This is a genomic window from Kitasatospora sp. NPDC004669, from assembly GCF_040609455.1.
Classification (GTDB): domain Bacteria; phylum Actinomycetota; class Actinomycetes; order Streptomycetales; family Streptomycetaceae; genus Kitasatospora.
Genome location: NZ_JBEXKB010000034.1, coordinates 1 through 14,217, shown reverse-complemented (window position 1 = coordinate 14,217; position 14,217 = coordinate 1). Strand labels below are relative to the sequence as shown.

Sequence of the window (14,217 nt, the reverse complement as noted above, 5' to 3'; positions counted from 1 at the left end):
CGGTCTGCTGGTGGTTTCGACAGGAGGGAGGCATGACGCGGTGAGGGGTGCCCGAGATCATGACGACCGTTGGACGGCCGACGTCGGCGGAGGTGTATATGCCTTGTGCTCTACCGGATTGAGCTAGCGGCCGCACTCGCGCACGGCACGCCCGGGACTTGAACCCGGAACCGCAAGATCCGAAGTAACCCCCGCCTGCGCACCGGGCACTCCGAAGCGCACTGCCTCCCGAGATCAGGTTGGCGGCGGTGTTTCGCGGGCTCGAACCGCTACGCCGGAATACCGGCGTCTACCAGAAGTAACCGCTGCCGTCGCACCGGGAGGTGCGGAATTCTATTCACGTTTAGGTGTCCAGAGTTCGATGTCGGCTGAGGTGACGTAGCTGCTCTACCGACTGAGCTACACCGGCCCGAAGCCGGTGACGGGACTCGAACCCGCGACCCGCCCATGAGGAGTGGAAGTAACCTCTGCCTGCGCACCTGGACGAGAGAGACCTTAGCGAGGTCCCTCCCGCAGGTGCATCCCATTTATCGTCAGGTCCCGCGCATCACGCGGGAAGCTCCGAGCATCACGCGGGAAGTCCCGCGATTCACGCCGGGGCGACGATCACCGCCCGCGCCCGCTCGGTCAGTTCCCGGACCCGGCGCTCGCCCTGGAACGGCTCCAGCCGCCGCAGCATCTCCACCACGTACTCCCGGCTGCGCTGCGAGGAGATCCGGCCGGCCACCTCGACGGCGCGCTCGCCGGCGGCGACCGCGGCGTCCAGGTCGCCCGCCTCCGCCTCGGCCATCGCCGAGACCACCAGCCGCAGGCCGTGCGAGCGGACGAAGCCCTCGGTGGGCTTGGCCAGCGCCTCGCGGGTGAACTGCCGGACCTTGGAGGGCACCCCGAGGTCGCGGAAGCACTCGGCGGCGTCGGCGGCGAGCCGGTCGTAGGCGTAGAAGTCGATCCACGCCGGATCGGGATCCCCGGCGCGCGCTCGTTCGAGTGCGCTCTCCGCCGCGCCGAGCGCCGTCGCGCACGCTGCCGCATTGCGGGCCTTGGCCTGGGCGCGTGCTTCCACCAGGTGGAAGAAGCTCATGGTCCGGGCGGTGGCCAGACCCCGGTTGCGCTCCAGGGCGGCCTGGGCGAGGTCGACGGCCTCCTCGGCGAAGCCCCGGTAGCCGGCCTGCAGACTCATCGAGGCGAGCACGTACCCGCCGAGCGGCACGTCGGCGGCGGCCCGGGCGAGCCGCAGGGCCTGGATGTAGTAGCGCTGCGCGGCCTCGTGCTGCCCGGTGTCGAAGGCCATCCACCCGGCCAGCCTGGTGAGTTCGGCGGTCGCGCCGAACAGCGCCCGGCCGACCGCGTCGCTGTACGAGGCGAGCAGCAGCGGCGCCGCCTCCACCCGCAGGCACTCCGGCACCATCGAGGAACGCCAGTCGCCGCCGCCGTACTTGGAGTCCCAGCGGCGGGCCTCCTGGGCGGCCTCGCGGAGCTTGGCGGCGTCCGACTGGCCGACCCGGTAGGAGGAGCTCTCGCTCGGGGACCGCGGCACCTCGCGCGCCACCGAGCCGTCCGCCGGGTTGATCAGCCAGCGGGAGACGGGCGTCGCGTACGCGGCGACCGAGAAGGTGCCGGCCAGGCTGTCGCTCCAGCGGCCCCCGCCGGGGCCCCGGCGCAGGTCCAGGTCGACCCGGAACAGGTCGGTGGCGGAGCGGACGGCGTCGGCGACGTCGCGCGGGAAGGCCAGGCCGAGTTCGGGCGCCGGGTCGGTGTCGCCCAGGCCGATCTCCTCCAGCGGGACGGGCCGACCGAGCTTTCCGCCGATGGCGGTGGCGATCAGGTGCGGGACGGGCCCCTGCGGGACCATGCCCTTGCCGACCCAGCGGGCCACCGAGGTCTTGTCGTACCGCAGCGTCAACCCGCGTTGGGCGCCTAGGTCGTTGACCCTGCGGGCGAGTCCGGCGTTGCTGATCTGGGCGAGGGTCAGGAGCGTGCCGAGCCGTTCGTTCGGTCCACGTGGGCTGACGGTCATGGTGGCGGCGGCACCTCCTGCGGCCTTGTGCGCGGGGCCCGGGCGGCACCGGGCCGTAGCTGCTGTACCTAGAGTAGTCGGACGCGTTCCGACGGTTAAGAGGCCGCATTCCGGATGGCGGGATCGCGCACCCGGCGGTGCCGTGCCGGGCCCTCGTGGGGGTTGGTCCGGACCACCCGGAGCGGATCGACCGCGCCGCGCGCCGGAGCGTCGTGCTCCGGTCCCGTGTTCACGTGCGCCCGGCCGTGCCCCCTGGTCCGACCGGCTGCTCGGCGATTCGCTGGTGGTCGTGGGTCGGCCCGCCGTCGAGGACCCGGCGGGCCGGGGGATACCGCCGCCTCAATCCCCGCGGGCGGCGGCTGAGTCCGGGAGGGCATGCGGATGCCCTCCCGGGCCGGGCGACGCCTTTCGGCCATCTCGCGATGCCCATGCCAAAAGGTGCCCCCGGGCGGTCCGGGCCGGGGAGGGGGAGGCCCGGCCCGCTCGAAACCACTCCGCCGGAACGTTCCTTCGGGCCTTCTCCGCAGCCTTGCCGGACGCCCGCGCTGAAGCCGCCGCTGAAGCCGCCGCTGAAGCCGCCGCTGAAGCCGCCGCTGAAGCCGCCGCCGAAGCCGTCGCCGAAACAGAAGCGGAACCGACAACACCGGCCCCGGCAGTGCCCGGTGGTGGCACGATGTCTCCAGACGGCGCGCCGGAGCCGAGGGCACGCCCGGACACGCGTGCCGGCCGTTACGGCACCCCACCCGGCCGCCCGCCCGGCGCCGGACGCGCCGCGCGAGTGCAGGTCCTCGTACGGTGGAGGCGCGATGCGGTGGCTGACGGGCTGGAGCACGGGCGCGCCCCGAGCGGGCACGCCGACGCACGAGGTCCTCGCCACGGTCGCGCCGATCGCCGCGCGTGCCCTGTGGACCGGACCCGACCCGCTCTGGGCCGTGGGCGACTGGCGGCCCGAGGAGATCCGCCTGGTCGCCCTCCGCCCCGGCTCCCGCGCCGTGGTCAGCACCGGCCCCACCGCCCCCGATCCCGGCGAGGACACCCCCGCGACCAGCCGGCTCGCCGTCCTCGGCCACTGCGGTGCCACCGACGCCGAACTCGCCGCCGGCCTGGCCGCCGCCCGCGGCGGCGCCGTCCGCCACCTGACCGCCTGGCCCGGCAGCTACACCGTCGTGCTGCGCGCCGGCACCCGCTCCACCCTGCTGCTCACCGACCTGGCCGGCGCGCAGCCCGTCTTCCACACTCCCTGGGCCGGCGGCACCGCGTACGCCACCGCGGCCCTCCCGCTCGCCGACCTGGTCGGCGCCCCGCTGGACACCGGCCACCTCGCCGCCCGGCTCGCCTGCCCGGAATCGCCCGAGGCGCTCGGCGCCGGCACGCCGTACCTGGGCGTCCAGCGGGTGCCGCCCGGCCATGTGCTCGCCATCCGCGGCGGCCGCCCGTACCTCGACGCCTACGACGAGCCGCCCGGCGCCGAACAGCCGCGCGACGAGGCGCCCGCGATCCGCGAGCTCACCCGCGCGCTGCTGGAATCCGTCCGCTCGCGGGTCCGTACCACCGCGCCGGTCACGGGACCCGCCGGACGCGCCCGGCTCGGCGTCGACCTCTCGTACGGCACCGCCTCCGCCACCGTCGCCCTGCTCGCCGCCGCGGTACCGCTGCCGCCGGCGCCGTCCACGGCCGCCGTCCCGGCCGTCGCCCCCGGGGCCAGGACCGGTGCGGTCAAGGGTTCCTGGGCCCGCGCCGCCGCCCAGGAACCCTCCGCCCCCGAGCAGTTGGCCGCCGTCACCCTCGGCGAGACCGAGCCGCCGGCCACCCTCGCGCTCGCCCCCGACACCCCGCGGTTGCGGCACACCGTGCTCGACCCCGGTCCCGACACCCTCCCGTACGCCGGGCTGCGCGCCGACCTGCAGTCCGGCCGGCTCACCGACGAACCCGGCCCCGAGCTCGTCGCCGCCGCCCGCGCCGAGGCCCGCTTCGACGCCGGCGGCACCGACCACCTCACCGGCTACGGCGCCCGCCAGGTGCTCGACGGCCACCCGGCCCGGCTCGCCGACCTCATCCGGGCCGGCCGGCCCCGCGAACTCCTGCCCCCGGTCGCCGCGCTGGCCGGGGCCGACCGGGCCGCCGCGGGTGTCCTGGCCGGCGCGCTGCGCACCCCGCTCACCGTGGTCCGGGCCGCCCACCGGCTCTCCCGGGTCCGCTACGCCGAGGCGCTGGACGACGCGGCCGCCAAGCTGACCGCCCGCCACGTCCCGGACGGCGGCGGCACGGCGGGCGACCGTTCGGCCGTCGACCTCGCCTGGTGCGTCCCCGGCGCGGCCGCCCGCTGGCTCTCCGACGAGGCACTCACCTCGGTGGCCCTGCGGCTCCGCCTGGCGGCGCGCAAACCGGCGCCCGAGGAACACCCCGGCGCGCACCGCGCCCGGCACGCCCTCTACCGGCAGGCGCGCTCCTACCGCACGCTCGTGCACGCCGCCGAACAGCCCGGCCAACGGCTGCACGCGCCCTTCCTCGACAACCAGGTGGTCCGCGCCGCCCGGCTGCTCCCCGACGACGTCCGCCTCCAACCGGGCGCCCGGCACGCCCTCCTGCACGCCGTCCTCACCGGCGCCGGCCGCACCGACCTGCCCCCTGACTGGGGCCGCGGCCCCCGACCCGACCGCACCGCCCCCGCCCGGGCCGGCCTGCGCCTCGCCGCCGACGGTCTCGCCGAACTCTTCGACACCCCCCTCCTCGCCGAAGCCGGCCTCATCGACCTCCCCGCCGTCCGTGCCGGCCTTGCCCGCTCCGCCGACCCCGCCACCGCGCTGTCCCCAGCCGCCCTCGCCGGCCTCGCCGACCTCGTCTCCACCGAACTCTGGCTCCGCCGTATCCGCGCCCGCCGCCACGGCGCCTGCTGGACCGGCCTTCCCCACCCCCACCTCCGGGCACTCACCTCCTGACCCCTCCCCGGCCGAGGCGCCCCCTGTCCGGCCCCGCCCTCGGGTGCCGCCGCACCCGAGGGTGAGGCCTCCGGAAGCCTGTTCGCCGGGGCCGGGGCCGGGGCCGGGTCGGCTTCCCACGCCTCCTGTTCTGCTCGGTCGCTCGGGAGCCCCACCGCCCGGGCTGTCGGCGCCCGCCGGGTCGGTTCCGACACCCGCCCCCGCCGTCGCGTCCGGCCGCCGCCCGGCGCGGCCCGCCTCCCGCCCGCCGCCGGGGCCCGTCCGTGCGTGCCGCGCCCCACGATCTGCCGCATGCCGCATGCCGCATGCCGCACCGGCGCCCGCCGGGCCCGCCGGGCCCGCCGCCCTCACCCCCGCCCCCATTCGGCGCGGCTGTCCCCGCAGGCCCCGCGGACCGGGTGATGATGGCGGGGCTGTGAGTCCACGGTGAGGGGAGTGTGCGGTGGTCGGTGCGAGCCCGGGGCAGGACGTTCCTGTGGTGCTGTCGGTGCTCGGGCGGCCGCCGACGGGGCGGCCGCCCGGGGTGTTGGCGGCGTGTGACGGGTCGGACGGGTCGCTGTGGGCCTTGGACCGGGCGATGACGGAGGCGGAGCTGTTCGGGCTGCCGCTGTACGTGCTGGCCGTGGTGAACCCGGCGCCGGCCGGGTATCCGCCGGGGATGGCGGAGCTGGTGCAGGAGAGCGTGGAGACGCTGGTCGAGAGCATGGCGGACGGGCTGCGCCGGGCGGTGGCCGCCGTGTCGCGGCAGCGGGCGCGGCCGTTCGCGGGGGAGATGTCGCTGCACGTGGTGCTGGGCAACGTCATCGAGGTGCTGCTGGAGGCGTCGACCCGGCAGCACACGCTGGTGCTCGGCACCCGGGGCAACGGGGGTTTCGCCCGGCTGCTGCTGGGCTCGGTGAGTGCGGCGGCGGTGCACCACGCGTCCTGCCCGGTGCTGGTGGTTCCGGCCCCCGCGGAGGCCTGACCAGCGAAGAGCTCCGGGGCCGCCGGGAATGTACCGAGATGGTTCATCGTTCACCTACCTCGTACATCCGCCTCAAGACGCCTCCTGGAGCCCCCCGAAATGAAGGTCGAGATCTGGTCCGACATCGCCTGCCCCTGGTGCTACATCGGTAAGCGCCGCTTCGAGCAGGCCCTGGCGGACTTCCCGGGCAAGGAGGGCGTCGAGGTCGTCTACCGCCCGTACCGGCTGGTCCCGGATGCGCCCGCGACGGCGAGCCCGCACCGCGCCTGGCTGGCCGAGCGCTACGGCCCGCAGTCGGTGGCGATGGACGCGCGGGTGGCCGAGCTGGGCCTCGCCGAGGGCATCACGTACGACTTCGACGCCGCCCTGCACGCCAACACCTTCCTGGGCCACCGCCTGCTGCACCTCGCCGAGACGGAGTACGGCGCCGAGGCGCAGGGCCGTGTCAAGGAGGCCCTGCTGAAGGCGCACTTCACCGACGGCGTGGACGTCGGCGACCGCGCGGCGCTGACCGACGTCGCCGTGGCGGCGGGCCTGGACCGCGAGCGGGTGGCCGCCTACCTGGCGGGCGACGAGGGCTCCGCGGAGGTGCGGGCCCAGCTGGCCGAGGCCCGTGAGCTGGGCATCACCGCCGTGCCGACCTTCGTGTTCGAGGGCAAGTGGGCGGTCCAGGGCGGCCAGGAGGCCGGGACCTTCCGCAAGGTGCTGGAGCAGGTCGCCGCCGAGATCGGCGAGCGCCGGCCGGCCCCGGTGCAGGTCGCCCCGGCCGGGGAGGCCTGCGCGGACGGCTCCTGCGCGATCTGAGCGGCAGCCGCCCCCCCGAGGCCCGTCCCAGGAGCTGTCAGGAGCACCTGAAGCGGGCCTCGGCCCAGTCCGCGATGTTCAGCGCCGACCAGATGCCGTGCACCGGCGTGACCACCAGCTTGATCGACTTCTGCCCGGCCAGTGACACGTGCACCGGCACCGCGTCGTCCCCGGCGGCGAGCGCGCGGGAGGTCCACAGGGTGCGGCCGTCGCCGCCCTGGACGGAGAACACCACTCCACCCGGGGTGAGCGCGGCGTCGTCCACCCCCGTGACCGCGTCGAACGACGTACAGCCGCGGTTGAGGTCGATCAGCGTGGTCGCCGGCGCGTGCACGGTGACGGCGTGCGGCAGGTACTCGCCGCCGATCCACGCGCCGTCACGCTGCCAGAACTTGTCGCTGCCCTTCTGCCGGACGCTCGGCCCCTCCGGCGGCACCCGGTTGTGGCCGGGCTTGACCACGGGTAGCGAGTCGGCCCAGAAGTCGCTGGGCGCGGGCGGCGAGGGCGGGGTGACGGTCGGGGTCGGCACCGGCGGCAGGGTCGGCGTCGGGACGACCGGTACCTTCGGCGTCGGCACCGGCGGCAGGGTCGGCGTAGGGATCACCGGTGCCGGGGTGGTCGGCTCGGGGGCGGGCGCGGGCGGCCCGTTCTTCGGCTCGCTCTTCGGCGCCGGGGTGACCACCGGGACCTGACGCTGCTCGGGCGTCGGCGTCGGCGTCGGCGTCGGCGTCGGCTCGGGGCTGGCGCTGGGGCTCGGCGCCGGCTGCTCCGGGGCCGGGTCGGCGCTGCTGGGCGCCGGAACCGGAGCCGGGGCCGAGGCGGGCGCCGCGGGCGCGGATTGCTCCGGGGCGGGGGTGGCCGGCGCGGCGGTGGCCGGGGGAGCGGCCGCCGGGGGAGCGGCCGCCGGGGGCTTCGGTTCGGGCGAGGCGGTCAGCGCGTACGCGGCGACGGCGGCCGCGGCCACCGCCACGGCGGCGGCGATCCCGGCCTTGGCGGCGGCGCCCAGACCCTCGCCGGCCGCGACACCCGCCGCGCTCCCGCTGCCGCCGGAAGCAGCACCCGCCGCACCCGAGGCGGCACCGGCGGCACCACCCGACGACCCCGCGGAAGCCGCCGTCGTCCCGGCCGCCGCCGCACCGCCGACCGCGGCGGCGCCGCCCACGGCGGCCGCGACGGCGCCGAACCCGCCGACACCGACCCAGACCAGCACGCCGCCGGGCAGCAGCGCGCGCAGGCCGGTGTTGATCTCGGCCAGTTCCAGGCAGGCCGCCGTGCAGCGGTCGCACTCCCTGAGGTGCCGTCCGACCTCCGCGGAGGCCCGCTTGCGCAGCGAGCCGCGCGCGTACGCCCCGAGCCGGTTGGCGTACGCCTCGCACGCGCTGTCCTGGCTGCCGGAGACGTGTGCCTGCAGGAAGCCGGCGGCCAGCCGGTCGCGGGCCCGGTGGGCCTGGACGGCGGTGGCGTTGGCGGTCTTGCCGAGCATCACGGCGACGGTCTTCGGCGACTCCCGTTCGACCTCGGTGTGCCAGAGCACCACCCGGTCGTCCTCGGGCAGTTCGGCGTAGGCCTGCATGACCATGCGCTGGTCGGCCATCGCCATCGCCCAGGCGTCGGCGCCCGGGTCGGCCAGGTCGAGGCCGACGACGGTGGCCGAGCTCTGGGCGAACACGCTGAAGTCGTCGATGAGTTGCTCGCGCCGCTCGCTGCGGGTCCAGGCGGCGGCGACGTTGCGTACGGCGGTGAGCAGGTAGGCGCGGACGGCGAACTCCGGGCCCTTGCCCGCCTTGAGCGCCTGCAGGGTGCGGGCGAACACCTCGCCCGCGAGGTCCTCGGCGGTGAAGCTGTCCCGGCAGCAGGTGCGCGCGTAGCGGCGCACCGAGTCGACGTGCCGGCGGTAGATCTCCTCGTACGCGGTGTCGTCGCCGGCCCGCACCCGGGCGGTCAACTCGGCGTCGGAGGGCGGGCGCTCGCCGTCCACCGGGTCGGCGGGGGCGGGCACGGTCGGCCGGGCCGGGCGGCCGTCGCCGACGAACGCCTCGGGGGCGACGCGGCCGCGGCCCGCCGCGGCCTGGCCCGGCACCCGGCCGGGCGGCAGTGCGGCGGCCGAGGCGGACAGCGACTCGCGGCTGGGCATCCCGGCCTGGTCGGGGACGTGTCCGGCGCCCGAACCCGGTGCGGTGCCCGGCACTTGGGCGGCACCGGTCCCGCCGGGGCCCGCGGCGGACCCTTCGGCGGCACTACCGAAAAAGCCTCCGAAGTCGAGGCCGTACCCGTAGTCGTTCTGTTCCTCGGCGCTCACAATGGACCCCAGACTCCACGACAGCCCCCGTAGTGTGGCAGGGCGCGCGAGAGTGCGTAGGCGCACGGTTTCCCGGCGTACGGCGCCGACGGCGCGTGAAGGGCGCGCATCGGGACATTGGCTCCAACCACGGGCAAAGGATGGCATAGCGCAGGGAAGGGCGGTAGCCGGACCGGCCGGGACCCACTCTTCCGAGGGGCCGTCACGGATGTGTTCGCCCGGCGTGCGGCGTCGGGTCGCGCGACGCCCTCACCCGGCGCGCGTGCCCTGCTCGCGCGCCGGTGTCCTGTCCAACTCCCGTACCCGTCCGGCGCGTCGACCGTGCCTGCCCGACGCGTCGACCGCGGCCGCCGCTCACCGAGGACGGACCGCGCAGGGGGTCAGCGCGCTCGCAGCCCGTCGAGCAGGATCTGCAACAGCCGGTCCGACGGCCCGGAGGCCGGTTGACCGTCCGTCTGTGGAACAACCGCCGTGAAGCCGGCCGCCGTCGGCGCCGCGACCGAGGGACGTGCCGCGTGCACCGGCACCGAGGCCGTCAGCACCAGCACCACGTCCGACACCGTGACGCCCGGCCGCAGTTCGCCCGCGGCACCGGCCCGCGCCACCAGGGCGGCCAGCAGCTGCAGCAGCAGCCGGGGATCGGCGTCCGCCGCCGAGGGCTCGACCGCCGACCCGGACCGTGCCTCCTGGCCGGGCAGGTCGAAGCGGACGGCCGCCGGCGGCTCCGGCACCCGCTGTTCGGGCACCCGGCCCAGTTCCTCCGCGTACCGGAACGCCTCCGGCGGCAGCAGCCGCCCGGCCCCGGTGCCCACCGCCCGGGCCAGGTACCCGGCCAGTGACTCCCAAGCGCCGTCGCCGCCGTACAGCGACTCCCGCGCCTGTGTGGTCAGCCAGGCCACCTCCTCGGCGGCGATCCGCTGGACCAGCACCTCCTTGCTCGGGAACCGCCGGTAGACCGTGCCGACCCCGACCCCGGCCCGGCGCGCGACCTCCTCCATCGGAGCGCCGTAGCCGAACTCGCCGAACACCTCCCGGGCCGCCCGCAGCACGCTCTCCAGGTTCCGCCGGGCGTCCACCCGCAACCGGGCCCCCGGCACCGGCGCGGCGGCCGGTGGCGGATCCGCCCGGTACGGGACGGCCGAGTACGACACCCCGCCATGAGGCGGCAGGTCCACCGGGACGCGCTGCTCCGGCACCATGCCCTGGCCGGCGTGCATCGCGCCCGCCCGGCCCAACACCTGCTCGTGTTCCATCATCCCAACTCTCCCCCGCAGGCGTCCGAATCCGGACCCTGTCGTCGCCCGCCCCTGCACCCCCCGGTGCAGCTCAGCCCGTCAGAAATGACCCGATGATCCATCGTTCGTGCCGCCCGTCCCGTTTCGGTGACCACGGTCGTGCCGCCGGGCCGCCTTCACGTCCGGCTCGGCGCGTCGGCACCGCCCGGGGCCCTGTCCGGGAACTACCCTTCCCCGGATGACTGTCCCCCAGTCGGGTTCTCGCGCCAACGCTGGAACTGGCCGTAGTGGCCGCTCCACGGTGCGTCGCCGCCGATTGTCATGGCGGTGGCCGCTCCAGCACACAATCCGACCATAGTTCACGGCTCTTCGCGGCCGAAAGTGCGTCAGAAAGTCGCCCAGCGAGCACAACTGGCCACGACCGTCACTTCCGTGGCAACCAGCCCCGTACGGACTGTGGACAAGACCACCCCGGCCAGTCCTTCATAGGGGGCGTGATGGGGGACACCCCCGGCCGCGCGGCCGGGACGAAACGTCACATCGGCAGGAGGTGCACCATCAGGATCCTGATCGCCGGCGGCGGCTGCGCCGGAACGGCCACCGCCCTCCACCTCCAGCGCGGCCTGCGGGAACGGCTGCGACGCGGCGAGGTCGAGATCACCGTCGTCGAGCCCCAGGCCTACTTCACCTACCACCCGCTGCTGGCCGAGGTCGCGGCCGGCTCGATCGACCCGCGGCACGTCGTCGTCCCGCTGCGCCGGGCCCTGCCGGACTGCCGGGTGCTGACCGCCCGGATCACCCGGATCGAACACGCCGCCCGCCGCGCCCTGGCCGACGCCGCAGGCCCCGGCGAGACCCCCGCGCCGATCGAACTCCCCTACGACATCCTGGTGGTGTCCCCCGGCTCGGTCTCCCGGACCGCCCCCGTGCCGGGCCTCGCCGAGCACGGACTCGGCTTCTCCACCGTCGCCGAGGCGGTCGGCCTGCGCAACCACGTGCTGGAGCAGCTCGACCTCGCCTCCGCCACCCGCGACCCGGCACTGCGCCAGTCCGCGCTCACCTTCGTGTTCGTCGGCGCCGGTTACGCGGGCGTCGGCGCGCTCGCCGAACTGGAGGACATGGCCCGCACCGCCGTACGGGACTACCACAACGTCCGCGCCGAGGACCTGCGCTGGGTGCTGGTCGAGGCGACCGACCGGGTCCTCGCCGAGGAGTCGCCCGAACTCGCCGAGCACACCCTCGGCCAACTGCGCGAACGCGGCGTCGACATCCGGCTGCGCACCACCCTGGAGTCCGCCGTCGGCCAGGTTGCCGTGCTCTCCGACGGCAGCCGCTTCGGCGCCCGCACCCTGGTCTGGACGGCAGGCGTGCGTCCCTCCCCGCTGCTGCGCGACACCGACCTGCCGCTGGACACCCTCGGCCGGGTCCGCTGCCTGGCCACCCTGCAGGCCGTCGGCCCGGACGGACGGGCCCTGCCCGGGGTCTGGGCGGCCGGCGACTGCGCCGCCGTGCCCGACCCCAACGCGGACGGCACCCCCTGCGCGCCCAACGCCCAGCATGCCTTCGCCCAGGCCGAGCTGCTGGCCCGCAACATCGCGGTCGCCCTGGACGGCGGACCGCACGCGCCGGGCCTCGTCGAGTACCGCCCGGGCCCCGCCGCCTGCTCGACCTCGCTGGGCCCGGGCCGGGCCGTCGCCCACACCCGGCGCGGCGGCCGGCTCACCGGTCGGCGGGCCTGGTGGCTGCACCGGGCCCGGCACCTACGGCGGCTGCCGAGCACCGAGCGCCGGGTGCGGGTGCTGATGGACTGGGTGCTGGGCGGGGTGTTCTCCCGCGAGGTGGTCTCCCTGGGTGCGATGGAGCACCCGCGCTCGGCCTTCGAGGAAGGGTTTGACGCCGGGCCCGGCCGGCCGCCCGGCGGCGGACCGGAAGCGTCCCGATGAACGCTCCCTCCGGCCCGATGGGCGAGCGGAGCAAGCCCGTCATCGAAAGGTGCGCGTGGGCGAATGCCCCTGCCGAGCGCAGTGGGGTGGGCGCGTGAGCGAGCGCAGCGACCGAATCATTCACAGGTGCGCGTGGGCGAATGCCCCTGCCGAGCGCAGCGAGGCGGGCGCATGAGTCGGGCCGCGGCCCCGGTGCGACGACCGATCCGACGGCCACGCCGGGCGCGCGACTTCCGGAACCGGCCCTCCGCCTGACAGGATCAGCCCGAACTGGTCATTACCCCTTGTGTTGTTGTGCACACAAAAAGTGATGATATGCCTGGAAAACGAGGAAGCGGCCGTCGTTTGAACCTCATGCGCTGGAGCGCCCGGCTCACCGGAGTCCCCTGGCGTGTCGCCCCACCCAACGGGGCCGGCACCGACGAGGGCACGCCCTCCACCGACGGCGTCGTCGTCCCCAGCCCCCGCGACCCGACCAGCCCCACCGGCACCGCCGAACTCCTCGACCCGCACAAACCCCAGAACCTGCGCGAGGTCCTCAACCGGATCCCCGCCCCGGTCGCCGTCACCTACGGCCCGCTCCACCAGCTCGGCTACGCCAACCGTGCCTACCGCGAACTCTTCGGCGACCGCCCCACCGGCCTGCCCGCCGGCGAGGCCCTCCCCGAACTCGGCACCATGGGCGTCCTGCCCCTGATGGACCAGGTCATCCGCGGCGGCCGCCCCCGCAGCGTCAAGGCCCGCTGCATCCTCGGCCTCACCGGCAACCGCTACTACAACGTCTCCTGCGTCCCGCTCGGCCCCGGCGACACCCACACCGAGGGCCTGCCCGCCGGAGTCCTGATCTTCGCCGCCGAGGTCACCGACCAGGTTCTCGCGGCCGCCCGCCTGCGCGAAGCCGAACGCCGCCAGCGCGAGGCTGCCGTCACCCTCCAGCGCAGCCTGCTCCCGCAGAAGCTCGACCAGCCCGCCGACCTGCGGGTCGCCGCCACCTACCAACCGGGCGGCGCCGAGGCCGCCGTCGGCGGCGACTGGTACGACGTCATCGCCATCGACGGAGGCCGCACCGCCCTCGTCATCGGCGACGTCATGGGCCGCGGCCTGCGGGCGGCCGCAGTGATGGGCCAGCTGCGTACCGCCGTCCGCGCCTACGCCCGCCTCGACCTGCCCCCGCACGAGGTGATGCGCCTGCTCGACGGCCTCGCCATGGAGATCGACGCCAACCAGATCGCCACCTGCACCTACGCCGTCTGGGACCCGCAGCGCCGCACCCTCTCCTACGCCTCGGCCGGCCACCTCCCGATGCTGCTGCGCTGCCCGGACGGAACCATCCTGCGCAGCGAGGAACAGAACGGCCCCCCGCTGGGCACCGGCGGCGGCCTGCACGTCTCCCACACCCTGCGCCTGCTCCCCGGCACGACGGGTGTCCTCTATACGGACGGCCTGGTCGAGCGCCGCGACGAGGACATCGACCAGGGCCTCGACCTGTTGGCCCGCACCCTCACCGGCGCGATCGGCACCCCCGAGGTGATCTGTGCCCGCCTCCTCCGGGCGATGGGCGTGACCTCGGAGCACGACGACGACGTCGCCGTCCTGGCCTTCCACCTGCCGGTGGAGCCGGTGGAGGAGGACGCCGATAATCCGGTTGCGGAGCTTGACTCGGCCGTTCCAGAGGTCTAATGTTCTTCGAGTTGCCTGGCAGGGAGCACCGGACACGCATTTGCGCGGACGGCCCCGGGGTAGCCAATCCTCTGAAACACCACTTCCGGTTCGTGCCGGTCGTTTCGCGTTGTCGCGTTGCGGCCTGGTGCTTATTCGGTGTGCGCGTTTTATCGGATTGCGGCTGGATTCGCTTTTCGGAGCGGGGATCGGCTAGAGTTTGAAACGTCGGACGGGGCGTCAAGCCCTAGAAGGCGCCGGTGAGTTGGATGAACGAAGCCCCGGAAACGGAGCGGAAAACATCTGATAAGCTGGAAACACGAAAGAACGAAGCGCCCGGAGGGCCCGCTGGAAGGC

General features: G+C 75.2%; 7 protein-coding genes and 1 pseudogene. 5 read left to right on the top strand and 3 right to left on the bottom strand.

Features of this window, described 5'->3' with window-relative positions; translation table 11 throughout:
* Positions 1-589 precede the first annotated feature (589 nt).
* Positions 590-2,017: an MFS transporter gene (locus ABZW30_RS25905; RefSeq protein ID WP_355673587.1), complete on the bottom strand. Its 1,428-nt coding sequence runs from the start codon at positions 2,015-2,017 to the stop codon at positions 590-592.
* A gap of 806 nt (positions 2,018-2,823) precedes the next feature.
* On the opposite strand from ABZW30_RS25905, the gene ABZW30_RS25900 reads away from it, so the two are divergent.
* The 3 genes from ABZW30_RS25900 to ABZW30_RS25890 all read left to right on the top strand — a co-directional run bounded on the left by ABZW30_RS25900 (position 2,824) and on the right by ABZW30_RS25890 (position 6,724).
* Complete coding sequence (locus tag ABZW30_RS25900; protein ID WP_355673586.1) at positions 2,824-4,956, top strand: asparagine synthase-related protein; 2,133 nt, start codon at positions 2,824-2,826, stop codon at positions 4,954-4,956.
* 442 nt (positions 4,957-5,398) lie between these two features.
* Positions 5,399-5,920: a universal stress protein gene (locus tag ABZW30_RS25895; protein WP_355673585.1), complete on the top strand. Its 522-nt coding sequence runs from the start codon at positions 5,399-5,401 to the stop codon at positions 5,918-5,920.
* Positions 5,921-6,019: 99 nt separating this feature from the next.
* Positions 6,020-6,724 (top strand): DsbA family oxidoreductase, encoded by a 705-nt coding sequence (locus ABZW30_RS25890; RefSeq protein WP_355673584.1) that lies wholly within the window; start codon positions 6,020-6,022, stop codon positions 6,722-6,724.
* 37 nt (positions 6,725-6,761) lie between these two features.
* Here the strand turns inward: ABZW30_RS25890 and ABZW30_RS25885 are convergent, their stop codons facing one another.
* On the bottom strand, positions 6,762-9,023 hold the full coding sequence (locus tag ABZW30_RS25885) for a sigma-70 family RNA polymerase sigma factor (protein WP_355673583.1): 2,262 nt from the start codon (positions 9,021-9,023) through the stop codon (positions 6,762-6,764).
* Positions 9,024-9,403: 380 nt separating this feature from the next.
* Positions 9,404-10,279 carry a helix-turn-helix domain-containing protein gene (locus ABZW30_RS25880; RefSeq protein ID WP_355673582.1) on the bottom strand — a complete coding sequence of 292 codons (876 nt, stop codon included), beginning with the start codon at positions 10,277-10,279 and terminating at the stop codon, positions 9,404-9,406.
* Between the two features lie 476 nt (positions 10,280-10,755).
* On the opposite strand from ABZW30_RS25880, the gene ABZW30_RS25875 reads away from it, so the two are divergent.
* Together ABZW30_RS25875 and ABZW30_RS25870 are read left to right on the top strand one after the other, a co-directional pair.
* Positions 10,756-12,201: an FAD-dependent oxidoreductase gene (locus ABZW30_RS25875; RefSeq protein WP_355673581.1), complete on the top strand. Its 1,446-nt coding sequence runs from the start codon at positions 10,756-10,758 to the stop codon at positions 12,199-12,201.
* 315 nt (positions 12,202-12,516) lie between these two features.
* A pseudogene (locus ABZW30_RS25870) lies at positions 12,517-13,797 on the top strand (SpoIIE family protein phosphatase); the annotation flags it as partial.
* Positions 13,798-14,217 lie beyond the last annotated feature (420 nt).